Raw genomic sequence first — 24294 nt, 5'->3', positions numbered from 1 at the left:
AAGATTAAGATAAGAAATGTTACAGCCTAAAAGAACAAAATTTCGTAAACAACAAAAGGGTCGTATGAAGGGTGTGTCACAAAGAGGTCACAGACTTTCTAACGGAACTTTTGGAATCAAATCTTTAGATTCTTCTTTTGTTACAGCAAGACAAATTGAGGCCGCTCGTATCGCAGCAACGCGTTACATGAAAAGGGAAGGTTCTATTTGGATCAAAATATTTCCAGACAAGCCGATCACCAAAAAGCCTCTTGAAGTCCGTATGGGTAAAGGTAAAGGTTCAGTAGAATATTGGGCAGCTGTTGTTCAGCCAGGCCGTATTTTATTTGAATTGGGAGGTGTGCCTCAAAGTGTAGCTAAAGAAGCACTGAGACTGGCAGCCCAGAAATTACCTGTTAAAACAAAATTTATAGTCGCTAGAGATTATCAAGAATAAATAAAGATGAGACAATCTGAAGTAAAAGAATTTTCGGTAGAAGAATTGCATGAAGAATTAGCAAATCACCAGACAAAATTGTCTGATTTGAGAATGTCACATGTCCTTTCTCCTTTAGAAAATCCTTCTGAGATTAAAAAAATCAGAAGATCAATTGCGAGAATCGCTACCGAAATTACAAAAAGAGAATTAGATTAATTCTACTTACAATGGAAAAAAGAAATTTAAGAAAAGAACGTATCGGTGTTGTGACGAGCAACAAAATGGATAAATCCATTGTCGTTTCTGAAGTCAAAAAAATAAAGCATCCAATGTATGGTAAGTTCGTTTTGAAAACGAAAAAATACGTTGCACATGATGAAAAAAATGACTGCAATGACGGTGATACAGTAAGAATTATGGAGACAAGACCTCTTAGCAAGACAAAACGCTGGAGATTGGTTGATATAATTGAAAGAGCTAAATAACTATGGTACAACAAGAATCAAGATTAAGAGTAGCAGACAACACTGGTGCTAAATCAGTTTTAGTTATTCGTGTCCTAGGGGGTACGAATAGAAGATATGCTTCCGTTGGCGATAAAGTTGTAGTCAGCGTTAAAGAAGCTACTCCAAATGGTAACATAAAAAAAGGTGCTGTTTCTACAGCTGTAGTTGTAAGAACAAGTAAGGAGGTAAGACGTCCAGACGGATCTTACATCCGCTTCGACGACAACGCCTGCGTTTTATTAAATCCAACAGGAGAAATGAGAGGTACACGTGTATTTGGACCAGTTGCCAAAGAACTTCGTGAAAATCAGTTTATGAAAATTGTTTCACTTGCACCAGAGGTGCTTTAAATCTATCATCATGAAAAGAAGTAGAATTAAAAAAGGTGATCAAGTAAGAGTAATTGCTGGTGATCATAAAGGAAAAGAAGGCAAAGTATTAGATATACTTGTAAAAAAAGATAAGGCCATTGTTGAAGAAGTCAATATGATTTCAAAACATCAAAAGCCCTCTGCAACGAATCCACAAGGTGGAATTACTAAAAAAGAAGCTCCTATTCATGTTTCAAATTTGTCCCTAATTACCAAAGACGGTAATACGACAAGACTTGGAACCAAAATAGAGGATGGCAAGAAAGTAAGAGTTGCTAAGAAAACAAATGAAGTGATTTAATTATGAGTTACGTACCAAGATTAAAAGAAGAATACAACAGCAAGATACTTCCAGCTCTTAGAGAAGAGTATAGTTATTCGAATACTATGGAAGTTCCAAGACTCAAAAAAATTGTTTTGAGTAGAGGTGTTGGCGCAGCTATCGCAGATAAAAAACTGATAGATCACTCTATCGAAGAATTTACTATGATCACTGGCCAAAAGGCTGTACAGACTATGTCAAAAAAGGATGTTGCTTCTTTCAAATTAAGAAAGGGAATGCCAATCGGTGTTAAAGTAACTCTTCGTGGCTATAGAATGTTTGAATTTTTGGATAGATTAATAACTTCGGCATTACCACGAGTAAGAGATTTCAACGGTATCAATCCAGATGGATTTGATGGTAGAGGAAATTACAACTTGGGTATTACTGAACAAATTATTTTTCCTGAAATAAACATTGACAGAGTAAATAGAATTTCAGGGATGGACATAAGTTTTGTGACCACAGCAGAAACTGATCAAGAAGCAAAATCTTTATTAACTGAACTGGGATTACCATTTAAAAAGAAATAATTATGGCAAAGGAATCAATGAAAGCCCGTGAGGTGAAACGCCAGAAAATGGTTGAGAAATATGCTGAAAAAAGAAAGGCTTTGAAAGAAGCTGGAGATTTTGAGGCTTTACAAAAACTACCTAAGAATGCTTCTCCAGTGAGAATGCATAACCGATGTAAGCTTACAGGTAGACCAAAAGGATACATGAGACAATTTGGACTTTCTAGAGTAATGTTTAGAGAGATGGCAAATCAAGGTCTTATCCCAGGGGTTAAAAAAGCAAGTTGGTAATTAATTTAAAAATGCAATAAAATGAATATTGATCCAGTTGCAGATTATTTAACTAGAGTTAGAAACGCAGTTTTAGCAACTCACAGAGTTGTGGAAATACCGGCTTCTAACCTAAAGAAGGAAATCACAAAAATATTGTTCGACCAAGGATATATTTTAAGTTACAAGTTTATCGATGATGAGACCCAGGGTGTTATCAAGATTGCCTTAAAATATGACAAGTTTACAAACGATCCCGTAATTAAAAAATTACAGAGAGTCAGTAAGCCTGGTTTGAGAAAATATTCCGGCTCAGAAGAGATTCCAAGAGTACTTAATGGCTTAGGGATTTCCATAGTTTCTACTTCAAAAGGAGTAATGACAGGGAAGCAAGCTCAGAGAGAACATGTTGGAGGTGAAATCCTTTGTTACGTATACTAATATAAAAAGACAAAAATTATGTCAAGAATAGGTTACAGTCCAGTTAGTATTCCAGAAGGCGTTACAGTCGATTTAACAGATGATACTATCACAGTAAAGGGTAAGCTCGGTGAGTTGAAACAAACTTTCAGTGAAATTACTGTCAAAATTGAGGACAATGAAATCAATTTTGAAAGACCTTCAGATAAAAAAACACACAAAGCTAAGCATGGTTTATACAGATCACTTGTATTCAACATGATTCAAGGTGTTACTGAAGGCTTTACGAAAGAACTTGAGCTTGTAGGAGTAGGTTACAGAGCTTCCAATCAAGGTCAAAAATTAGATATCGCCGTTGGCTTTTCTCATAACATTGTTATAGATTTGGCGCCTGAAGTAAAGTTGGAAACTATTTCAGAAAAAGGTAAGAATCCGATTATAAAATTATCGTCATTTGACAAACAACTTGTTTCACAAGTAGCTGCTAAAATTCGTTCATTTAGACGACCTGAGCCTTACAAAGGAAAAGGTATCAGATACGTAGGTGAATATATAAGAAGAAAAGCAGGTAAATCAGCTTAATTATGGGATTTTCTAAAGAAAAAAGAAGACTTAAGATACGCAAGCGTGTTAGAAAAACAATTACTGGAACACCAGTTAAGCCAAGGCTTTCCGTGTTCAGAAGTAACAATGATATCTATGCGCAATTGATTGATGATGTTAATGGAGTTACATTAGCTTCAGCATCTTCAAGAGATAAAGAAATTGATGTCACCGAGAAAACGAAGTCTGAGGCTTCTATTATTGTTGGTGAAGCCATTGCTAAAAAAGCTTTGGATAAAAAAATAGATTCAATTTCTTTTGATAGAGGTGGTTATTTATACCACGGAAGAGTAAAATCATTAGCCGAAGGTGCTCGTAAAGGAGGCTTAAAATTTTAAAATATGTATCAAGATTATAAAAATGTTGAAACAGTAAAGCCAGGTGGACTAGATCTTAAAGATCGTCTAGTTGGAGTTCAACGTGTTACTAAAGTTACAAAAGGTGGTAGAGCATTTGGATTTTCTGCTATTGTTGTTGTAGGTGATGAAAACGGTGTAGTAGGACATGGTTTAGGTAAATCTAAAGAGGTTGCCGATGCTATTTCGAAAGCTGTTGAAGATGCTAAGAAAAACTTAGTTAGAATTCCATTACATAAATCTACATTGCCACATGAGCAATTAGGTAAGTATGGTGGAGCCAGAGTTTTCTTATTGCCTGCCTCTCAAGGTACTGGTGTTATTGCTGGTGGACCAACCCGTATGGTTTTAGAATCTGTTGGTGTCCATGACGTCCTTTCTAAAAACCAAGGTTCATCCAACCCGCATAACATGGTAAAAGCTACTTTTGATGCTCTTTTGAAATTAAGAGGAGCTGAGCAAATAGCTAGACAAAGAGGAATTACCCTCGAGAAATTATTTAATGGTTAAGACCCTTATTATGGCTAAAATTAAAGTTACAAAGACCAAGAGCGCTATCAAGCGTCCAAAAAACCAGAAGCTTACTTTGGAAGCGATGGGTTTAAGAAAAATCGGCCAGTCTAATGAATTTGAAGTTTCAGATTCTTTGTTGGGCATGATTAATAAAGTTAAACATTTAGTTTCTGTACAAGAAATAAACTAATACTATGGAATTACACAATTTAAGACCTGCCAAAGGTTCTGTCAAAACCACTAGCAAGAGACTCGGTAGAGGTGAAGCTACTGGAAATGGTGGAACAGCTGGTAGAGGACATAAAGGTGCTAAATCTCGTTCTGGTTATTCTAGAAAGATTGGCTTCGAAGGTGGACAAATGCCTTTGCAAAGACGTGTTCCTAAATTTGGATTTACAAATCCAAATAGAGTTGAATACCAAACCATTAATTTGGACCGTCTGCAAGAATTAGTAGATAATAAATCTATTTCTGATGCTGTAGATTTCGGCACCTTGCATGCAATGGATCAAGTCAATAAAAATTTACCCCTTAAAGTTTTAGGTAGAGGTGAATTGAAAGCAAAATTGAAAGTTTCTGCTCACAAATTTTCTGCTTCTGCAAAATCTGCAATTGAAGCAGCAGGTGGAGAAGCGATCACTATTTAACCAGTCACCTTATGAAGTTTTTTGAAACATTAAAGAATATTTGGAAAATAGAAGAATTGAAAAATCGAATTCTTCTCACCTTAGGTTTACTATTGGTTTATAGATTTGGTGCTCAAATCGTATTACCAGGGATTGATGCAGCTCAATTAGCTAGTTTATCCTCTCAAACCGACGGTGGAATTCTTGGTTTACTGAACGCTTTTACAGGTGGTGCATTTTCTAATGCTTCCGTTTTTGCGTTGGGTATAATGCCTTACATTTCAGCTTCTATTGTTGTTCAATTAATGACGATTGCTATTCCATATCTTCAGAAACTTCAGAAAGAAGGCGATAGCGGAAGGAAAAAGATTACTCAGATTACAAGATGGTTAACCATTGCTATTACCTTAGTACAAGGGCCTGGTTACATTATGAATCTTTATAACATTTTACCAAGCTCCGCATTTTTGATGGATAGTACCTTTACGTTCGTAGCCTCATCTGTAGTCATACTGACTACTGGTTGTATTTTTGCCATGTGGTTAGGTGAGAAAATTACAGATAAAGGCATCGGAAATGGAATATCATTATTGATAATGGTTGGAATTATCGCCACACTTCCTCAGGCATTTATTCAGGAATTCGTTTCCAGAGTATTTGAATCCAACGGAGGTCTGATTTTAATTCTGGTTGAATTGGTAATCTGGTTTGTCATTATCCTTGCTTCTGTTATGCTGGTAAGAGCTGTTAGACAAATTCCGGTACAATATGCAAGAAAAAACGCATCAGGTAAATTTGAAAAAGCTTCAGTTGGAGGCGCAAGACAATTCATTCCGCTAAGGTTGAACGCTTCTGGTGTAATGCCTATCATTTTTGCACAGGCAATCATGTTTATTCCTGCTGCTGTGGCTGGCTTGTCAGACACAGAAATGGCTCAGGGAATTACTGCTGCATTTCAGGATATGTTTGGATTTTGGTATAACCTCACCTTTGGAATTCTAATTATTGTATTTACCTATTTCTATACGGCGATTACAGTTCCTACAAACAAAATGGCAGATGATCTGAAGCGAAGTGGCGGATTTATTCCAGGCATTAGGCCGGGATCCGAAACCTCTGAATATTTAGATAGAATTATGTCTCAAATTACATTACCAGGTTCTGTGTTTTTGGCATTGATTGCCATATTTCCTGCTATTGTGGTATCACTTTTGAACGTACAACAAGGTTGGGCACTATTCTTCGGAGGTACTTCTTTACTTATTATGGTAGGTGTTGCAATAGATACTATTCAACAGGTGAACTCATTTCTTTTGAATAGACATTACGATGGATTAATGAAATCTGGTAAAAATAGAAAAGCAGTCGCATAATTATGGCAAAACAACCCTCGATAGAACAAGACGGAACTATAATAGAAGCATTGTCTAATGCAATGTTTCGTGTAGAACTCGAAAATGAGCATATAGTTACCGCTCATATATCTGGTAAAATGAGAATGCATTATATCAAACTTTTACCAGGTGATAAAGTGAAATTAGAAATGAGTCCTTACGATTTATCTAAGGCTCGTATAACCTATAGATATTAAATACTATGAAAGTAAGAGCATCAATAAAAAAGAGAAGTGCTGATTGTAAGATCGTTCGTAGAAAAGGACGTCTTTATGTCATCAACAAAAAGAATCCTAAATTTAAACAAAGACAAGGATAATTATGGCTAGAATTGCAGGTGTAGATATACCAAAACAAAAACGCGGAGTTATAGCTTTAACTTATATCTTCGGAATCGGTAAGAGCAGAGCTCAAAGAATTCTTAACAGTGCCGGTGTAGACGAAAGCATCAAAGTTTCAGATTGGGATGATGATCAAATCGGTAAAATTAGAGAGCAGGTAGGTAACTTTACCATTGAAGGGGAGTTAAGATCTGAAGTACAAATCAACATCAAGCGATTGATGGATATTGGTTGTTACCGAGGAATTAGACATAGATCCGGACTTCCATTGAGAGGTCAGAGAACCAAAAATAACTCTCGTACAAGAAAAGGAAGAAGAAAAACAGTTGCTAACAAGAAAAAAGTAACTAAATAATAAGTAAAATGGCAAAGTCAACAACAAAAAAGCGTAAAGTAGTTGTAGATGCATATGGCGAAGCTCATATTTCTGCCTCTTTCAATAATATCATCGTTTCGTTAACCAACAAAAACGGCGATATTATTTCCTGGTCATCTTCTGGTAAGATGGGCTTTAGAGGTAGTAAAAAGAACACTCCTTATGCTGCACAATTATCTGCTGAAGATGCAAGTAAAGTGGCACACGAAGCAGGTTTGCGTAAAGTAAAAGTTTATGTAAAAGGTCCTGGAAACGGAAGAGAATCCGCCATCAGATCTTTACATAATTCAGGTATAGAAGTTACTGAGATTATCGATGTAACTCCAATACCACATAATGGGTGTAGACCTCCAAAACGAAGAAGAGTCTAATTACTACTAATCCTATTACTATTATCGAAGGATAAGACCTTAATTCATAATAGATTAATACTAAATTCATAACTATGGCAAGATATACCGGTCCTAAAACCAAAATAGCAAGAAAATTTGGCGAGTCCATTTTTGGCGACGACAAATCTTTCGAAAAAAGAAATTACCCTCCTGGACAGCACGGGAATAACAGAAGAAGAGGCAAGAAGTCTGAATACGCTGTTCAGTTGATGGAAAAGCAAAAAGCTAAATATACTTACGGTATTTTAGAAAAGCAATTTCGTAATATGTTTAATAAAGCCAATAAATCTTCAGGAATTACTGGTGAGATATTGCTTCAATTATGTGAGTCCAGATTAGACAACGTAGCCTTTAGATTAGGTATTGCACCTTCCAGAAGTGCTGCTAGACAATTGGTTTCTCATAAACACGTCACTGTTAATGGTGAAATCTTAAACATACCATCCTACCAAGTGAGACCAAACGATGTTGTTGGAATAAGAGAGAAATCAAAATCTCTAAACGTAATCCAAGAATCTCTTTCAAATAGTAAATCTGTTCATGAATGGATGACATGGAATAGCGAAAAGATGGAAGGTACATTTGTTGCTATACCAGAAAGATCTCAGATTCCTGAAAAAATTAATGAGCAATTCATCGTTGAATTGTACTCTAAATAATAACTGACAACACTCAAATTTATGGCATTATTTAATTTTCAAAAGCCCGATAAAGTTATCATGATCGATTCTACCGATTTTGAGGGCACTTTCGAATTTAGACCATTAGAACCAGGATACGGTCTAACAGTAGGTAACGCTTTGCGTAGGGTGCTGTTATCATCATTGGAAGGTTTTGCAACCACTTCAGTAAGAATAGAAGGTGTTGATCACGAATTCTCTACGATCGAAGGAGTTGTTGAAGATGTTACTGAAATCATATTAAATCTTAAGCAAATTAGATTCAAGAAAAAAGCAGAAGATGTGGATAACGAAACCGTTTCCATTTCTTTCTCTGGTAATGAGAAAATGACAGCAGGTGATTTTCAAAAATACCTGACAGGATTTGATATCTTAAATCCAGATCTTGAAATCTGTACAATGGATAAGAAAGTATCCCTTAATCTTGAACTTACAGTTCAAAAAGGAAGAGGTTACGTTCCAGCTGAAGAAAATAAAACGTCTAAAGCACCTATTGGTACAATTTTTACTGATTCTGTCTTTACACCTATTAAAAATGTAAAGTATAGCATTGAGAACTTTAGAGTTGAACAAAAAACTGACTACGAAAAGCTGATTTTCGAGATAAGCAGTGATGGTTCAATTCATCCTAAAGATGCACTTACTGAAGCTGCTAAGACTTTGATTCATCACTTTATGTTGTTCTCTGATGAGCGAATAACACTTGAAACCGAAGAGATGTCTCAGGCAGAAACTTATGACGAGGAATCACTTCACATGAGACAGTTGCTTAAGACCAAACTTGTAGATTTAGATCTATCTGTCAGAGCATTGAATTGTCTTAAAGCTGCAGAAGTCGAAACTTTAGGTGATTTGGTATCTCATAACAAAAGCGATTTGATGAAGTTTAGAAACTTCGGTAAAAAATCACTTACTGAATTAGAAGAACTTGTTGAAAACAAAGGTCTTGACTTTGGAATGGATCTTTCAAAATATAAACTTGACAAAGACTAGCTTTGTTAAGCCCAAAATACATTAATCATGAGACATAGAAAGAAATTTAATCACTTAGGAAGAACTACCTCACATAGAAAAGCAATGCTTTCTAATATGGCGTGTTCCCTAATTGAGCATAAAAGAATAAATACTACTGTTGCTAAGGCTAAAGCCTTGAGACAGTATGTTGAGCCGTTAATTACTAAATCTAAATCGGATACCACCCATAATCGTCGTTTGGTTTTTTCAAAATTGAAAGACAAATATATGGTTGCAGAACTTTTTAGAGAAGTTGCACCTAAAGTAGGTGAGCGTCCAGGTGGTTACACTCGTATCATTAAACTTGGTAACAGGCTTGGTGATGCCGCTGAAATGGCAATGATCGAACTTGTTGATTTCAATGAAGTTTACACACCAGGTAAGAAACAGGCTAAGAAGAAATCTACCAGACGTGCTGGTAAAAAAGTAAAAGTTGAAGACCAGGTTGAAGAGACTTCAAACGATACTGAAACAAAAACTGATGAGGCTTAATAACCCAAACTTATTATTATCAACCAAAGGGATAAACTTTTTATAGTTTATCCCTTTTTTTATATTTACTTATGAAATACAATTTAAAAACACCTGCTGTACTCCTTCTTGCCGACGGAACTGTTTTTCATGGAAAAACAACTGAAAAATTTTCCTCTAACAGGTTGGGAGAAATTTGTTTTAATACCGGAATGACTGGATATCAGGAAATCTTTACCGATCCCTCTTATTTTGGTCAGATTATGGTGACTACCAATGCTCATATTGGTAATTATGGAGTCAATTCGGATGAAAGTGAATCCGATTCTGTAAAAATATCTGGCTTGATTTGTAAAAATTTCTCATTCACTCCTTCGCGAGTTAATTCTGATGAATCTCTGGAAAACTTCCTTGAGGATGCTCATTTACCGGTGATTTTTGATGTAGATACGAGAGCTCTTGTTTCTCATATCAGGAAAAATGGCGCTATGAATGCTATCATGTCTACTGATACGGGAGATCTTGATGCTTTGATGAAAGAATTAGACCAGCATCCGTCAATGAAAGGTCTGGAACTGGCTTCGAAAGTGTCTACCAAGAAAGCATATACATTAGGCGATAAACTGTCAGACCATAGAATTGCAGTTTTGGATTTAGGTACCAAACAAAACATCCTAAGACGACTTGTGGATAGGGGAGGATTCATAAAGGTATTCCCTTACGATTCTTCTTTTGAAGATTTGATGGAATGGAATCCTACCGGAATTGTTATTTCTAATGGTCCCGGTGATCCAGAGCCACTAACTTCCGCCATTGAGCTTGCTAAGAAGTGCATTTCAAATGAAGTCCCAACGTTTGGAATTTGTCTGGGTCATCAAATCATTGCATTGTCCGAGGGGATACCTACCTTAAAAATGCATACAGGGCATCGAGGTATCAATCATCCTATTCAGAATTTGAAAACCGGTAAAAGTGAAATCACTTCTCAAAATCATGGATTTACCATAGATAAAGAGTCAACGGTTAACAATTCTCAAGTAGAGATTTCTCACATCCATCTTAATGACCAATCTGTAGCAGGCGTTCACATAAAAGGTAAGCCTTGTTTTTCTGTTCAGTACCATCCTGAAGCAGGGCCGGGTCCAAATGATGCCACTTATCTGTTCGACGATTTTTTCGATATGATGTCTAAACAAAAAGTAAAAGCATAAAAAAAGTGGGCAACTGCCCACTTTTTTATTTTATTTGAAACCAGCTTAAGGTAATAAAACAGTATCAACAACGTGTATAACCCCGTTAGACTGATTGACATCTGCAACAGTTACAGTAGCTATATTGCCTTTGGAATCCATGATTTTTACACTTCCATTATCCAGCATAGCTGTCAGCGTTCCTCCACTTACTGTTTTAAGCTCTACTTTTCCTCCGCCTTTCTTGATAGCGGCAATCACATCTTTAGCATTAAATTTTCCAGCTATGACGTGGTAAGTCAGTACAGTTTGTAATTGTTTTTTGTTTTCTGGCTTTAGCAAAGTTGCGACAGTCCCTTCCGGTAAATTTCCAAAAGCCGCATTGGTGGGAGCAAAAACCGTAAACGGACCATCACTGGACAAGGTTTCTACCAGTTCGGCTGCTTTTACTGCAGCGACTAAAGTGGTGTGATCCTTTGAATTTACTGCATTTTCAATGATGTTTTTACTTGGATACATTTCTGCGCCGCCTACCATTTTAGTCTGAGCATAAGAAAGCGTGGTTACAAGAACACTCATTACTAATACGAGTTGCATTTTTAAATTTTTCATAGCATTTATTTTTATATTTTTATTAAATGTACGTAAGTGAGACAGCTACGGTTTTTAAATTCTCATTATTTAACTAGACATTGTAAGTGTTTTACTGATTATTATCTTAATATTATTAATCAACTATAACGTTCCAGCGCCTTATCTAGTCTTTTGAAAATGATTTAAGTAAGCTTTAATTTTGTAAATTGCAACAAACCAAAAAAACACATAAAAATGAGCGCAATTTTAGACATACACGCCAGACAAATATTTGACTCCAGAGGAAATCCAGCTCTTGAAGTTGATGTAGTTACAGAAATGGGTACTTTAGGGAGGTTTGCAGTTCCGTCCGGAGCTTCTACCGGAGTTCATGAAGCCGTAGAATTGAGAGATGGTGGAAAAGATTATATGGGCAAAGGAGTTTCTAAAGCTGTTGAAAATGTAAATACTACTATAGCAGATAATTTACTTGGAATTTCAGTTTTTGAACAATCTGAAATCGATCAGATTATGATTGACCTGGATGGAACTGAAAATAAATCTAAGCTTGGTGCTAATGCCATTTTAGGCGTTTCTTTGGCAGCAGCAAAAGCAGCTGCAAATGAATTAAATCTGCCTTTATATAGATATATAGGCGGGGTTTCTACAAACACACTACCTGTTCCAATGATGAACATCATCAATGGAGGTTCTCATAGCGATGCTCCAATTGCTTTTCAGGAATTTATGGTAATGCCTGTAAAAGCTGAAAACTTCACTCATGCCTTAAAAATGGGTACGGAGATCTTTCACCACCTGAAAAAAGTTTTAAAGGATAGAAACTTGAGTACTGCTGTTGGAGATGAAGGTGGATTTGCTCCAAAACTCGATGGCACTGAAGATGCACTGGACTCTATAAAATTGGCAGTAGAAAATGCTGGTTACAAATTTGGAGACGAAGTGATGATTGCTTTAGACTGTGCTGCAGCGGAATTTTATGAAGACGGAAAATACAATTACAAGAAATTTGAAGGTGATGCTGCAAAGACAATGTCATCTGAAGAACAGGCAAGTTATCTGGCAGAGCTTTCAGAAAAGTACCCTATCATTTCAATAGAAGATGGAATGGATGAAGATGACTGGGATGGATGGAAGATACTTACTGAAAAAATAGGTGATAAAGTTCAGCTTGTCGGTGATGATCTTTTTGTGACTAATGTGAAACGACTTCAGAAGGGAATCACTAATAAAATAGCTAATTCAATTTTGATTAAAGTGAACCAAATTGGAACACTAACAGAAACAATTGCAGCTGTAAATTTAGCACATAACGCGGGATATACCTCTGTGATGTCTCATAGATCCGGTGAAACTGAGGACAATACAATTGCAGATTTAGCTGTGGCTTTATCTACAGGTCAGATTAAAACAGGATCTGCCTCTAGAAGCGATCGTATGGCAAAATATAATCAGTTACTAAGAATTGAAGAGGAGCTAGGAGATAATGCCTATTTTCCTAAATTAAATGCTTTTAAAATTAAAAAATAATACAGGAGACGAAGCTATTATTTCTTATTAAATTAAGTTAAGATTAAGCGTTAACAGACACTTATAATGGTTTGTTAACGCTTTTTTAAGACCCTTTTTTGTAAATTTGTTCTTTAATTTCAAACAAGTAAAAATTACAATATATGGACGCTAAAATAAGTTTTGATGGTAAGGATTATTCCTTCCCAGTAGTTAAAGGAAGTGAAGATGAATATGCAATAGATATTTCAAAATTAAGAGGTTCTACCCAAGGTCTCATCACTTTAGACAGAGGTTTCAAAAACACGGGTTCCTGTGAGAGTGCCATCACCTTTCTGGATGGTGAAAAAGGTATTTTAAGATACAGAGGTTATGCTATTGAAGATTTAGCAGAAAATGCAACTTTTCTTGAAGTCGCTTATTTATTGATTTTCGGTGAATTACCAACTACAACTGAATTAGATAGTTTTCATACAGATATAAAAAAAGAATCTCATGTAGATGAAGAGATGAAGAAAATCCTTGATGGTTTTCCAAAGTCAGCTCATCCTATGGGAGTAGTTTCTTCATTGACAAGTGCTTTGATCGCTTTTAATCCTTCTTCTGTAAATGTAGAATCCAAAGGAGAAATGTATCAGGCTATTGTAAAATTGCTTGCTAAATTCCCAGTGATTTGTTCATGGGCTTTGAGGAAATCTAAAGGTCAGCCTTTTGATTATGGAGATAACAAATTGAGTTATGTCGATAATATTTTAAAAATGATGTTCAAGAAACCTAACGAAGATTATGAAGTTGATCCTGTTGTTTCTTCTGCACTCAATAAACTATTAATTTTACATGCTGATCATGAGCAAAACTGCTCTACATCTACTGTAAGAATAGTAGGTTCTTCTCATGCAGGTTTATTTGCATCAATCTCAGCAGGGGTTTCAGCTTTATGGGGGCCACTTCACGGTGGAGCCAACCAGGCTGTAATTGATATGCTGGAAGGAATTAAAGAAGATGGAGGTGATACTAAAAAGTACATGGCCAAAGCTAAGGATAAAGATGATCCATTTAGATTGATGGGATTTGGTCATAGAGTTTATAAAAACTTTGACCCTAGAGCAAAAATCATCAAAAAATCTGCTGATGAAGTTTTAAGTAACCTTGGTGTTCAGGACCCTGTGTTGGATATTGCTAAAGGTCTTGAAAAAGAAGCACTGGAAGATGACTATTTCGTAGACAGAAAATTATATCCAAATGTTGACTTTTATTCTGGTATCATTTACAGAGCATTAGATATACCAACGAATATGTTTACCGTTATGTTTGCTCTTGGAAGACTTCCAGGCTGGATTTCTCAATGGAGAGAAATGCGTTTACAAAAAGAGCCTATCGGAAGACCAAGACAAGTGTATACTGGAGAGACACACAGAACACTTAAACCTATTGAAAAAAGATAAATTCAAAAATAAAATTAAAACTATGAAAAAGATATTTATGTTATTATTTTCTGCAACACTTCTGATGAGTTGTGGTGGAGATGGTAAAAAAGAAGAGAAAAAAGAGAACTCTATAAAGCTTAACTCAACAACAGCTGAGCCTAAAAATGAGAAAGAAGATGGTATCACCAGAGTTTATTTAACTGGTAATGACCAAATGAGGTATAACAAATCTGAGATAAAGGTGAAAGCTGGTGATAAAGTGGTTTTAACTTTTGAACATGTTGGTAAAATGTCCAAAGAAACAATGGGACATAATTTTGTTTTACTCGAAGAAGGAACGAATGTCCAGGAATTTAGTCAGGAAGCTTTAGAATTTAAAGACAACGACTACATTCCAGAGAGTTCTGATGTTATAATCGTTCATACCGAGATGCTTGGTGGAGGCGAGAAAACTGAAATCACGTTTCAGGCACCGGAAAAAGGCAAGTATGATTATGTCTGCAGTTTTCCAGGGCATGTTGCCTTGATGAACGGAACATTTATAGTAGAGTAATTTTATAAGTTTTTTTAAATTAAAAAATGCCTTTCAGGACTCCTGAAAGGCATTTTTAGTTGAGATAATAAAATCTTAGTATTTTATTGGAGCGTTGTCTTTTGGCAAGCTCTTTTTGATAAATTCTCTGATGTCATCATTTGCCGTCTTTAAGTCTTCTCTGCGCAGGTACATCATGTGTCCGCTTTCGTAGGTTTTAAAATGAAATCTGTCTTTCATCTTCCCGCTTTCGTCGATATGCCACATGGTATATTTAGCATTGAAATAGGTGGTAGCTCCATCAAACAATCCAGATTGAATCATCACCTGCATGCTAGGGTTTTGAGCCATAGCCTGTCTTAATTCTTTACCAGTATTGTTTTGAGTTCTATCCCATGGGTAAACATTGCCAAACATATTGTACTGTAAATCTGTTTTGTAATTCAGTTCATGTTTTAAGTAATGATTAATAGCCGGGGTGAAGGATTGCAGCCAGGACGTTAATTCTGAATTGTAATCTGGTCGGGTTCCTGCTTCTTTTTCATCCAAGCCCAAGTACCTGGAATCCAATCTTCCTACTGTATAGCCATCTTCTATCTTTAGGGTTTTCCAAAATGTATTGAACGGAACTTCCAGATTATTTTGAAGAAAGACCTCTTCATCTATGCTGGAATAATAAGACATTTTTTTGACGATTTCCATCTTCGTTTCAACGTCTAAAAATCCGCCTTTTGTAAGTGCTGGAATAAGGTCTTGAATTGTAAAGGTTTCCACTTCGTCCAGCAGTTCCAAAACTGGCTTATTCTGTAATTCTGGTGCTAAGGTTTTATGGTACCAGGCTGCCGCAGCAAAATAAGGCAATCTATTGGCAACTTCAACAGGACCATCTCTTTCAATTCCCAATTCGGTTGGAGAGACGAGAATCACCCCATTGATGTACATCCAATGTGAATTTTGAAGTTCATTAGCCAAACCAGATACACGAGTGGTTCCATAACTTTCTCCTATGAGGTATTTTGGAGCTAACCATTTATCTTTTCTGGTTACAAAGGTGTTTATCCATTTGGCCAGATAATCGACATCTGCATTAACTCCAAAAAAAGTTTTTTTGTTAAAATTGCCCTCTTCATCTAGTATTGGTCTGGAATGACCTGTGTTCACTGGATTGACATAAACGATGTCGGCAACATCCAAAATGCTATACGGGTTCTCTTTAAAGCCATAGGGTTGAGTGGGAAACCCTTCATTGCTTATTTTTAATGTTCTTGGACCTGTATAGGCCAGGTGCATCCAAACCGAAGCTGAGCCAGGGCCACCATTAAAGGAAATGACTAAAGGTCTTTCTGCATTGTCTCCTACTTTATAATAGGTGAATTGTAAACCTGCTATGGGTTCTCCCTGCTCATTCCAGACAGGCTGCATCCCGGTTTCTGCTGTGTAATTTAATTTTTTACCGTTGATGGTGACTTCATGATTTGAAGTTACCGTTTTATCCACCTCGAATTCGATCGACTGTGAGAATGCAAGTGATGAACTAAAAATCGTAAGTAATGCTATTATTTTTTTCATTTATCTGAATTTTTGCCCTAATATAATTAAGCCATTCAGAATAATCTAAAATATGCATGTAGTTTTTTTGACCAAACTGATATTCGAACTAAAACCAGTTGATTAAAATGGGGTTGATTTGACCTGTCAGTCTTCTTCTTTTGAAGACCTAAAAGCAACCTTAAAATGATTATGGCTTAAATTTCAACGGGGTTGATCAGTTCTTGAGTTTTTTCAAAATGAGAAATATCATTTAAAACAGATTTTGATATTTCATTAAGGGCTTCCTGAGTTAGGAAAGCCTGATGTGAAGTGATTAAAACATTTGGAAAACTAATTAGCCTTAAAATCAAATCGTCATCAATAATATGTTCGGATAAATCTTCAAAAAACAACTTATCTTCCTGCTCATACACGTCTATACCCAAATAACCAACTTGTTTGTCTTTTAAGGCTTGGATGACTGCTTCAGTATCAATAAGCGCACCACGGCTGGTGTTGATAAGCATGCTATTTGGCTTTAATTGTTTTAAGCTGTTTTCGTTGATTATATGTTTGGTTTGTTCTGTCAATGGGCAATGAAGCGAGATGATGTCACTTCTTTTAAATAAGTCATCTAACTCTACATAGGTTACTCCTGAATCTTTGAGCGTCTGGTTTGGATAGGGATCAAAGGCTATAACTTCACAACCCAAGGCTTTCATGATTTTGCAAAAGGCTTGTCCAATTCTGCCTGTACCAATGACACCAACTGTTTTTTTATAAACAGTAAAACCAACTAAATTGTTTAGTGAAAAATTACATTCTTTAACCCGGTTATAAGCTTTATGTGTTTTTCGGTTCAGTGTTAGAATTAGAGCCAAGGCGTGTTCAGCAACTGCTTCTGGAGAATAAGCTGGAACACGAGAAACTTTTATCCCGTATTCATTTGCAGCTTCCAGGTTCACGTTGTTAAACCCTGCACATCTCAAAGCGATTAGCTTTACGCCGTGTTCGTGAAGCAATTCGATAACTTGCCTGCTTAGAATATCATTCACAAAGACACAAACTGCATCAAAACCACTAGCCAGATTACAAGTGTTTTTGTTTAGACGAGTTTCGAAATAAACAATATTTTGGTTTTCGTTGTGAGAATTGAAGTAAGTTTTGTCGTAGTTTTTTGTACTAAAAAAGGCAATTTTCATAGCGTTTGGTTTTGAAGAGGTATCTCATTACAAATTTAAACTACAAAGTTGTCAATCATGTAAATTTAGTATAAAATATTTGCGATTAAGCGGCTTGAGGCTTGCAGATTAAGTCATTTTATATTCTCGTGTTTTGAACTAAAAATCAGGATAAGCTTCAACTAAAAAAGCCGCTTCTAGAGAAAGAAACGGCTTTAATTTTATTCTGTATGGGTGATGATTACATCATTCCTGGCATACCGCCGCCCATTGGTGGCATTCCGCCGCCACCATTATCGTCTTCCTTTATGTCCACAAGAGCGCATTCTGTAGTTAGAATCATTCCTGAAACGGAAGCTGCATTTTCTAAAGCGATTCGCGTGACTTTCTTAGGGTCTATGATACCAGCTTTAAGCATATCTACAAATGTGTTGGTTTTGGCATCGTAACCCAGCTTACCTTCCAAAACTTTATTGATAACGACAGATGCTTCACCGCCTGCATTTTCTACAATGGTCCTCATTGGAGATTCAATGGCTTTAGCGATGATATTGATTCCTGTTTGTTCGTCCGCATTTTCAACTTTAAGACCTTCTAGAGCTTTCAAAGTTCTGATCAATGCAACACCACCTCCAGCTACAATACCTTCTTCTACGGCAGCACGCGTAGCATGTAATGCGTCATCTACTCTGTCTTTCTTCTCTTTCATTTCTACTTCTGAAGCTGCACCTACATAAAGCACACCTACACCGCCAGAAAGTTTAGCAAGACGTTCCTGTAATTTTTCTTTGTCGTAGTCACTTGTAGTAGATTCTACCTGAGCTTTGATTTGATTCACACGGTTTACGATGTTATCTTTTTCTCCGGCTCCGTTCACTATAGTTGTATTGTCCTTGTCTATAGTTACATTTTCTGCAGTACCTAACATGTCTAAAGTAGCGTTTTCTAAAGTGAATCCGCGTTCTTCAGAAATAACGGTTCCGCCAGTAAGAATAGCGATATCTTCCAGCATTGCTTTTCTGCGATCACCAAATCCTGGAGCTTTTACAGCAGCAATTTTTAATGAGCCTCTTAGTTTATTGACCACAAGTGTAGCTAAAGCTTCACCTTCGATATCTTCTGCGATAATCAACAAAGGTTTTCCGCTTTGAGCAGCTGGTTCTAATACAGGAAGTAAATCCTTCATAGAATTGATCTTTTTGTCCACGATTAAGATGTATGGATTCTCAAGATCAGTTGTCATTTTTTCACTATCCGTAACGAAGTAAGGTGATAAATAACCTCTGTCAAACTGCATACCTTCTACAACGTCCACATAAGTTTCAGTTCCTTTAGCTTCTTCAACAGTAATTACACCTTCTTTACCTACTTTTCCAAAAGCTTCAGCTATCAATTCACCAATCTGGTCATCATTGTTCGCTGAAATAGATGCTACTTGTTTAATTTCTTCAGAAGTATCTCCAACTGTTTTTGCTTGCTTTGTCAACTCTGCAACAACAGCCTCTACAGCCTTGTCTATACCTCTTTTAAGGTCTAATGGGTTTGCGCCGGAAGCGACGTTCTTTAAGCCTTCTTTCACGATAGCCTGAGCCAGCACGGTAGCGGTAGTGGTACCGTCACCTGCAAGGTCATTGGTTTTGGAAGCTACTTCCTTCACCATTTGAGCTCCCATGTTTTCCAAAGCATCTTCCAATTCGATTTCTTTAGCAACGCTTACACCATCTTTAGTGACCATAGGAGCACCAAATGATTTTCCTATGATGACGTTACGACCCTTAGGTCCTAAAGTTACTTTTACAGCGTTAGCCAGTGCGTCAACACCTCTTTTTACGCCATTTCTTGCTTCAATATCAAAAATTATATTTTTTGCCATTTTATTTAGTTTTTTGTTGAATGTTTGGGTTATACGATTGCAAGGATGTCATCCTCTCTCATGATGAGGTAATCGTTATTTTCATGCTTTAGCTCTGTTCCTGAAAACTTTCCGTAGAGCACCATATCTCCAACTTTAACTGTCATTGTATGGTCTTTCTTTCCACTACCTACAGCTACTACTTTACCACGTTGTGGCTTTTCTTTTGCGGTTTCCGGGATGATGATTCCAGAAGCTGTTTTAGTTTCTGCGGCTTGAGGCTCTACAAGCACTCTATCTGCCAATGGTTTAATGTTTACTGCCATTATAAATAAGTTTTTAGGTTTTTAATTTCTAAAACATAGGCTAAAAGTGTGCCAATAGAAAATAGCTGTCAATTAGTAAAAAAAAAATGCCAGCTTGTCATAAGCTGGCATTTTAAAATCTTAGGATAAATTTCTATTCCTGATCTACAGGAGGTAAATTGTTGGTTTGCGTATTTTCAACTGGAGCCTGATTTTCATCGAGTAACTTTGAGTCCTGCATCGTTCGGTTGTTGATGATAGTCACGTTGGATAATAAAATCAAAATCAGAAGCAATGTGGCAAGTGCCCATGTACTTTTATCTAGAAAATCTGAGGTTTGTTTTACGCCTCCTACTTGCTGTGAGCCCCCGCCTCCAAATGATGAAGACAAGCCTCCACCCTTAGGGTTTTGGACCATGATAACAACGATTAGCAAAAAGGCTACGATTACAATTAGGATTAAAAATATGGAAAATGTACTCATTATAATTTATTTTCTTTAAGTCTTTCTATTTCTTGAATTTGGTCTGCAAAGAAAGTACTTTTTTCGGGATTATTCAAAATTAATATCTTAAATGCTTGTATAGCTTTATCATAACGTTTTTGTTCGGTGTACACCCTGGCCAAAGTCTCAGTCATAAGGCTGGATGAGGGTTCATGTTTCGCTTTTATTTTGTCTGAAGTTTCATAGGATTTCGTAGGAACAATCTTAGGGTTGTTCTTTATAAACTCATCTATGACTTGAAATTGAGGGTTGGCTACGAACTGTTCCCGGGTGTCTTTTTTTTCTTCTAAAGGCTGAATCTGAGTGAGTTTCAGCCATTCTTTAAACGAATGTGTCTCAGAAGGATTGAAATCCAGGGGTTTTCCCGCTTCTTCTTTAGGAGCTGGTTCTTTTTCAATAAACAGGTCTGGATCGTTTATCTGATCAGCAATTTCTTCATTGATTTCAAATTCAGCATTTTCTCTTTCATGCTCAATCATTAAATCTATCTTATGTGCAATTTCTAATTGAGAAAATTTTTCAGAAGTAATAAAATCAAAAAGTACAGCTCTGTCCTGAGTTCTAGCTGCAGTTTCTTTTAAAAACCTATTGTAATGAAAACTTCCGTAGTGTTTTAATAACTTGAGTTTTATCGCATAAAGCGGTTGGAAATAGGGGTACTGCTCTATAGTCTCATCGATGGAACTCAAGGTTTTTGTCTCGAATTGCATAGGTGATTTAATGAGCTCAAGTAGAGATTCCTTATCCATTACCAATTGGTTAGTGAAGCGTTAAACACGTCCTGAGTGATTCTTAAAAAAATTTCTTCTATGGCTTCCTCCCTTAAAGCTCCTGTTAAGAGCGAATTAGCCGGGTAGTCGTAATAAAAAGAAAAGGTTTGCTCAAAATCTTTTTCGGGATCCAAAGTATTATAATACCTAACATTTACTGCTATCGTAAGCCTGTTTTGTGCAGCTCTGCTGTCTGCTGTAGAAGTCATAGGAGCAATATAATACCTGGTGATTTCTCCTTCATAAATCAAATCTGCGTTGTTGTTGGCCAGGCCTAATTTGGTTTGATTTTGAATTAAATCCTGAAGTCGTAGTGTGAAATCTCTGTCTATTCCTGGCTCCACTAACTGAGCATTATTTTGAAAGTAATTGACCTGAAAAGTTTCTGCATTTCCAGTGTCAGCTCCTGTGAAAGAATAGTATCCACAGGATTGCAGGCTTAGCATACATAAGAAAGCTATTAGAAGTTTAATCTTCATTATAAATCGTATTGCTTAATTTTTCTATAAAGTGTTCTTTCGCTTATTCCCAACTCGTCTGCTGCAGGTTTGCGTTTACCGTGATGACGATCCAGAGACTTTTTGATGAGTTCCACTTCTTTGTGCTGTAAGGATAAGGTTTCTTCTTCTTCAATATCTTCAGCATAATCGTAGGGGTCTTCAATTCTTGGCTCTGTCTCTCTGGATTTCTTCTGATTGGGAAGCTGCAAAATTTCTAACTGTTCTTCATGAGATTCATCAGTAAATTCTTTTTCTGCAGCAGATTCGCCATACACCTTTTTGATAAGATTGATGTTTTCCTCTTTAAAACTTTCATCATTTCCATTTTCCATGAGTTCCATGGTCAGTTTCTTGAGATCATTGAGGTCATTTTTCATGTCAAAAAGGACCTTATAAAGAATTTCTCTTTCGTTACTGAAATCACTCTTACTCCTTTTTTCTTCTGAAATGACCGAAGGTAAGTTTGAGCTTTTAGGTAAATAATGAATTAAAGTAGTTTCATCGATTTCTCTTTCAGTTTCTAAAACTGAAATTTGTTCAGTGACATTTTTCAGTTGCCTGATGTTGCCTGGCCAGCTGCAATTTTCCAAAGCTTTTACGGCTTTGTCGGTAAGCCGCATCGTCGGCATTTTATACTTTAAAGCAAAATCTGATGCAAATTTTCTAAATAATAAATGAATATCGGCACGCCTTTCTCTGAGTGGGGACAGGTGGATTTCTACCGTGTTCAATCTGTAGTATAAATCTTCTCTGAATTTATTTTTCTTGATAGCCTCAATCATATTCACATTGGTAGCAGCTACAATCCTTACGTTGGATTTTTGAACTTTGGAAGAGCCTACTTTTATAAACTCTCCGGTTTCCAAGACTCTAAGCAGCCTTACTTGAGTAGTCAGCGGTAACTCTCCAACTTCGTCGAGGAAAATCGTACCGCCATCGGCTTCTTTGAAGTAGCCGTCACGAGCCTGATTAGCCCCGGTAAAGGCGCCTTTCTCATGTCCAAATAATTCGCTATCTATAGTGCCTTCCGGTATCGCGCCACAGTTGACGGCGATATACTTAGCATGCTTCCTGTGAGATAAGGCATGTATGATTTTTGGTAAGCTTTCTTTACCAACTCCACTTTCGCCGGTAACTAAAACCGAAATGTCTGTTGGAGCAACACGAATGGATTTCTCAATCGCTCTGTTAAGGCTGGGATCATTCCCTATAATTTCAAATCGCTGCTTTACAGCTTGTGGTGATTCCATAGTCTGATTTAATTTAGGATAAAGTGGGTTGCATAGGACCATAACCTACTGCTTCACCAATTAAAGTGGCACTCGTGCAATCTTTCATTTTCACCAATACATAATCGCCAACTTTATAGTTTTCTTTAGGAAATACGACGGTAGTGTTTTGAGTATTTCTACCGCTCCATTGTAGATTTGACTTTTTGGATTCTTTTTCAATCAATACTTCTTCTACTTGTCCTAAGTGCTGTTCTGTGGTGAATCGTGAATGCTCTTGCTGCAGATCAATAATCTCCTGAAGTCTCCTCTTTTTGGTAGATTCTGGAATATCATCTTCAAATTTCTTGGCGCCTAAAGTTCCCGGGCGCTCAGAATAGGCGAACATGTAGCCAAAATCATACTTCACGTACTTCATCAGCGATAAGGTGTCCTGATGATCCTCTTCAGTTTCTGAAGGAAATCCAGCAATCATGTCCTGCGAAATCCCACAGTCCGGTATGATAGATCTGATGTTATCGATGAGCTTGAAGTATTCTTCTCGAGTGTGTAAGCGATTCATTTTTTTCAAAATCCTATCGCTTCCGCTTTGTACTGGTAAATGAATGTAGTTGCAAATGTTATGGTGTTTGGCCATAACTTCAATCACGTCCAGGGTCATGTCCTGTGGATTGGAAGTCGAAAAACGAATGCGCATTCCCGGTTGTGCTTTAGCGACCACATCAAGTAAATCAGCAAAATTAACAGCGGTTGCTTTTTGCATTTCAGTAGCATTTTTGAAATCTTTTTTCAGGCCACCACCATACCATAAATAGCTATCAACATTTTGCCCTAACAAGGTGATTTCTTTAAAGCCTTTGGCCCACAAATCCTTGACTTCGTCCAAAATACTCTTCGGGTCACGACTTCTTTCTCTACCACGTGTAAACGGAACCACACAAAAGGTACACATATTGTCGCATCCCCTGGTGATGGAAACAAAAGCAGAAACGCCGTTGCTTTGCAATCTTACAGGAGAAATATCACCATAAGTTTCTTCTTTGGAAAGAATAACATTGATGGCATCTCTGCCGTTTTCAACTTCATGCAAGAGATTGGGTAAATCTTTATACGCATCTGGACCTACGACTAAGTCAACAATCTTTTCTTCTTCTAGAAATTTATGTTTTAAGCGTTCTGCCATACAGCCCAAAACACCCACTTTCATAGAGGGATTGTCTTTTTTGATAGCGTTAAATTTCTCCAGACGCTTTCTTACGGTTTGCTCTGCCTTATCTCTTATGGAACAGGTGTTCACAAGAACGAGATCGGCTTCAGCTAATTCTCTTGTAGTATTGTAACCTTGCTGGTCTAATATGGAGGCTACAATTTCGCTATCGCTAAAGTTCATAGCGCAACCATAACTTTCAATATAAAGTTTTTTGGAATTGCTTTTTTTCTCTTCTTTCACCAGAGTCTGGCCTTGCAGAGTTTCGTCAATAATCTTCTCCATGTAAAGCTTTAAAGTTTTCGCAAAGATAGGGGATATAGATTTACTGACAAACTGTCATTTTGTTGTTTTTTAAAAATTCATTTTTAAATAAAAA

35 protein-coding genes are annotated in these 24294 nt (G+C 36.7%); 25 read left to right on the top strand and 10 right to left on the bottom strand.

Annotated features, from left to right (window positions below; all coding sequences use genetic code 11):
• Positions 1-16: 16 nt before the first annotated feature.
• The 22 genes from rplP to carA all read left to right on the top strand — a co-directional run bounded on the left by rplP (position 17) and on the right by carA (position 10798).
• Complete coding sequence (gene rplP / locus LB450_RS08930; protein ID WP_224487572.1) at positions 17-436, top strand: 50S ribosomal protein L16; 420 nt, start codon at positions 17-19, stop codon at positions 434-436.
• A 6-nt stretch (positions 437-442) separates the two neighbouring features.
• The gene (gene rpmC / locus LB450_RS08925; RefSeq protein ID WP_224487571.1) at positions 443-634 is read left to right on the top strand and encodes a 50S ribosomal protein L29; all 192 of its coding nucleotides are present in this window, start codon (positions 443-445) and stop codon (positions 632-634) included.
• Between the two features lie 11 nt (positions 635-645).
• The gene (gene rpsQ, locus LB450_RS08920; RefSeq protein WP_019039497.1) at positions 646-903 is read left to right on the top strand and encodes a 30S ribosomal protein S17; all 258 of its coding nucleotides are present in this window, start codon (positions 646-648) and stop codon (positions 901-903) included.
• Between the two features lie 2 nt (positions 904-905).
• Positions 906-1274 carry a 50S ribosomal protein L14 gene (gene rplN / locus LB450_RS08915; protein ID WP_019039498.1) on the top strand — a complete coding sequence of 123 codons (369 nt, stop codon included), beginning with the start codon at positions 906-908 and terminating at the stop codon, positions 1272-1274.
• Between the two features lie 10 nt (positions 1275-1284).
• Entirely contained in the window at positions 1285-1596 is a 312-nt protein-coding gene (rplX, locus tag LB450_RS08910) for a 50S ribosomal protein L24 (RefSeq protein WP_224463632.1), read from the top strand.
• 2 nt (positions 1597-1598) lie between these two features.
• Positions 1599-2150, top strand: a complete 552-nt coding sequence (gene rplE / locus LB450_RS08905) for a 50S ribosomal protein L5 (protein WP_224487570.1) — start codon at positions 1599-1601, stop codon at positions 2148-2150.
• A 2-nt stretch (positions 2151-2152) separates the two neighbouring features.
• On the top strand, positions 2153-2422 hold the full coding sequence (gene rpsN / locus LB450_RS08900) for a 30S ribosomal protein S14 (protein WP_224487569.1): 270 nt from the start codon (positions 2153-2155) through the stop codon (positions 2420-2422).
• 21 nt (positions 2423-2443) lie between these two features.
• Positions 2444-2842: a 30S ribosomal protein S8 gene (gene rpsH, locus LB450_RS08895; protein ID WP_224487568.1), complete on the top strand. Its 399-nt coding sequence runs from the start codon at positions 2444-2446 to the stop codon at positions 2840-2842.
• Between the two features lie 18 nt (positions 2843-2860).
• A complete protein-coding gene (rplF, locus tag LB450_RS08890; protein ID WP_224487567.1) occupies positions 2861-3403 on the top strand; it encodes a 50S ribosomal protein L6 in 543 nt (180 codons plus the stop codon).
• A 2-nt stretch (positions 3404-3405) separates the two neighbouring features.
• Positions 3406-3762 carry a 50S ribosomal protein L18 gene (gene rplR, locus LB450_RS08885; protein ID WP_224487566.1) on the top strand — a complete coding sequence of 119 codons (357 nt, stop codon included), beginning with the start codon at positions 3406-3408 and terminating at the stop codon, positions 3760-3762.
• A 3-nt stretch (positions 3763-3765) separates the two neighbouring features.
• Positions 3766-4290: a 30S ribosomal protein S5 gene (gene rpsE, locus LB450_RS08880; protein ID WP_224487565.1), complete on the top strand. Its 525-nt coding sequence runs from the start codon at positions 3766-3768 to the stop codon at positions 4288-4290.
• Positions 4291-4300: 10 nt separating this feature from the next.
• Positions 4301-4483, top strand: coding sequence for a 50S ribosomal protein L30 (rpmD, locus tag LB450_RS08875; protein ID WP_224487564.1), 183 nt, complete (start codon positions 4301-4303; stop codon positions 4481-4483).
• Between the two features lie 4 nt (positions 4484-4487).
• A complete protein-coding gene (rplO, locus tag LB450_RS08870) occupies positions 4488-4940 on the top strand; it encodes a 50S ribosomal protein L15 (RefSeq protein WP_224487563.1) in 453 nt (150 codons plus the stop codon).
• Between the two features lie 11 nt (positions 4941-4951).
• Positions 4952-6292: a preprotein translocase subunit SecY gene (secY, locus tag LB450_RS08865; RefSeq protein WP_224487562.1), complete on the top strand. Its 1341-nt coding sequence runs from the start codon at positions 4952-4954 to the stop codon at positions 6290-6292.
• A 2-nt stretch (positions 6293-6294) separates the two neighbouring features.
• Positions 6295-6510 (top strand): translation initiation factor IF-1, encoded by a 216-nt coding sequence (gene infA, locus LB450_RS08860; RefSeq protein ID WP_093364570.1) that lies wholly within the window; start codon positions 6295-6297, stop codon positions 6508-6510.
• Between the two features lie 5 nt (positions 6511-6515).
• Positions 6516-6632 carry a type B 50S ribosomal protein L36 gene (gene ykgO / locus LB450_RS13835; protein ID WP_015361145.1) on the top strand — a complete coding sequence of 39 codons (117 nt, stop codon included), beginning with the start codon at positions 6516-6518 and terminating at the stop codon, positions 6630-6632.
• A 2-nt stretch (positions 6633-6634) separates the two neighbouring features.
• Positions 6635-7009 (top strand): 30S ribosomal protein S13, encoded by a 375-nt coding sequence (gene rpsM / locus LB450_RS08850; RefSeq protein WP_224487561.1) that lies wholly within the window; start codon positions 6635-6637, stop codon positions 7007-7009.
• 8 nt (positions 7010-7017) lie between these two features.
• Positions 7018-7401, top strand: coding sequence for a 30S ribosomal protein S11 (gene rpsK / locus LB450_RS08845; protein ID WP_093364575.1), 384 nt, complete (start codon positions 7018-7020; stop codon positions 7399-7401).
• A gap of 74 nt (positions 7402-7475) precedes the next feature.
• Positions 7476-8081 carry a 30S ribosomal protein S4 gene (rpsD, locus tag LB450_RS08840; RefSeq protein WP_224487560.1) on the top strand — a complete coding sequence of 202 codons (606 nt, stop codon included), beginning with the start codon at positions 7476-7478 and terminating at the stop codon, positions 8079-8081.
• A 21-nt stretch (positions 8082-8102) separates the two neighbouring features.
• A complete protein-coding gene (locus LB450_RS08835) occupies positions 8103-9095 on the top strand; it encodes a DNA-directed RNA polymerase subunit alpha (protein ID WP_224487559.1) in 993 nt (330 codons plus the stop codon).
• A gap of 27 nt (positions 9096-9122) precedes the next feature.
• Complete coding sequence (rplQ, locus tag LB450_RS08830) at positions 9123-9608, top strand: 50S ribosomal protein L17 (protein ID WP_224487558.1); 486 nt, start codon at positions 9123-9125, stop codon at positions 9606-9608.
• 71 nt (positions 9609-9679) lie between these two features.
• Positions 9680-10798, top strand: coding sequence for a glutamine-hydrolyzing carbamoyl-phosphate synthase small subunit (gene carA / locus LB450_RS08825; protein WP_224487557.1), 1119 nt, complete (start codon positions 9680-9682; stop codon positions 10796-10798).
• Positions 10799-10843: 45 nt separating this feature from the next.
• On the opposite strand, the gene LB450_RS08820 is transcribed toward carA, so the two are convergent.
• Complete coding sequence (locus LB450_RS08820) at positions 10844-11389, bottom strand: fasciclin domain-containing protein (protein ID WP_224487556.1); 546 nt, start codon at positions 11387-11389, stop codon at positions 10844-10846.
• Between the two features lie 216 nt (positions 11390-11605).
• Here LB450_RS08820 and eno point away from each other — a divergent pair, with 216 nt between their 5' ends.
• The 3 genes from eno to azu all read left to right on the top strand — a co-directional run bounded on the left by eno (position 11606) and on the right by azu (position 14857).
• Positions 11606-12898: a phosphopyruvate hydratase gene (gene eno / locus LB450_RS08815; protein ID WP_224487555.1), complete on the top strand. Its 1293-nt coding sequence runs from the start codon at positions 11606-11608 to the stop codon at positions 12896-12898.
• Positions 12899-13041: 143 nt separating this feature from the next.
• Positions 13042-14322 carry a citrate synthase gene (locus LB450_RS08810; protein ID WP_224487554.1) on the top strand — a complete coding sequence of 427 codons (1281 nt, stop codon included), beginning with the start codon at positions 13042-13044 and terminating at the stop codon, positions 14320-14322.
• A gap of 22 nt (positions 14323-14344) precedes the next feature.
• On the top strand, positions 14345-14857 hold the full coding sequence (azu, locus tag LB450_RS08805; protein ID WP_224487553.1) for an azurin: 513 nt from the start codon (positions 14345-14347) through the stop codon (positions 14855-14857).
• Between the two features lie 75 nt (positions 14858-14932).
• Here the strand turns inward: azu and LB450_RS08800 are convergent, their stop codons facing one another.
• From LB450_RS08800 to miaB, 9 genes are all read right to left on the bottom strand, one after another.
• On the bottom strand, positions 14933-16405 hold the full coding sequence (locus tag LB450_RS08800) for a S10 family peptidase (RefSeq protein WP_224487552.1): 1473 nt from the start codon (positions 16403-16405) through the stop codon (positions 14933-14935).
• A gap of 176 nt (positions 16406-16581) precedes the next feature.
• Positions 16582-17568 carry a 2-hydroxyacid dehydrogenase gene (locus LB450_RS08795; protein WP_224487551.1) on the bottom strand — a complete coding sequence of 329 codons (987 nt, stop codon included), beginning with the start codon at positions 17566-17568 and terminating at the stop codon, positions 16582-16584.
• A gap of 220 nt (positions 17569-17788) precedes the next feature.
• Positions 17789-19420 carry a chaperonin GroEL gene (gene groL / locus LB450_RS08790; protein WP_224487550.1) on the bottom strand — a complete coding sequence of 544 codons (1632 nt, stop codon included), beginning with the start codon at positions 19418-19420 and terminating at the stop codon, positions 17789-17791.
• A 29-nt stretch (positions 19421-19449) separates the two neighbouring features.
• Positions 19450-19725, bottom strand: a complete 276-nt coding sequence (locus tag LB450_RS08785; protein ID WP_224487549.1) for a co-chaperone GroES — start codon at positions 19723-19725, stop codon at positions 19450-19452.
• A gap of 133 nt (positions 19726-19858) precedes the next feature.
• Positions 19859-20188 carry a preprotein translocase subunit SecG gene (gene secG / locus LB450_RS08780; protein WP_224487548.1) on the bottom strand — a complete coding sequence of 110 codons (330 nt, stop codon included), beginning with the start codon at positions 20186-20188 and terminating at the stop codon, positions 19859-19861.
• Entirely contained in the window at positions 20188-20958 is a 771-nt protein-coding gene (locus LB450_RS08775) for a hypothetical protein (RefSeq protein ID WP_224487547.1), read from the bottom strand. The genes secG and LB450_RS08775 overlap by 1 nt, the downstream gene beginning before the upstream one ends.
• Complete coding sequence (locus LB450_RS08770; protein WP_224487546.1) at positions 20958-21458, bottom strand: LptE family protein; 501 nt, start codon at positions 21456-21458, stop codon at positions 20958-20960. Before LB450_RS08770 ends, LB450_RS08775 begins: the two co-directional genes overlap by 1 nt.
• Entirely contained in the window at positions 21458-22729 is a 1272-nt protein-coding gene (locus LB450_RS08765) for a sigma 54-interacting transcriptional regulator (RefSeq protein ID WP_224487545.1), read from the bottom strand. Before LB450_RS08765 ends, LB450_RS08770 begins: the two co-directional genes overlap by 1 nt.
• Before the next feature lie 13 nt (positions 22730-22742).
• A complete protein-coding gene (gene miaB, locus LB450_RS08760) occupies positions 22743-24200 on the bottom strand; it encodes a tRNA (N6-isopentenyl adenosine(37)-C2)-methylthiotransferase MiaB (protein WP_224487544.1) in 1458 nt (485 codons plus the stop codon).
• Positions 24201-24294 lie beyond the last annotated feature (94 nt).

The sequence above is a fragment of the Psychroflexus curvus genome, assembly GCF_020164585.1.
GTDB lineage: Bacteria > Bacteroidota > Bacteroidia > Flavobacteriales > Flavobacteriaceae > Psychroflexus > Psychroflexus curvus.
This window is presented reverse-complemented; position numbering and strand designations above follow the sequence as displayed.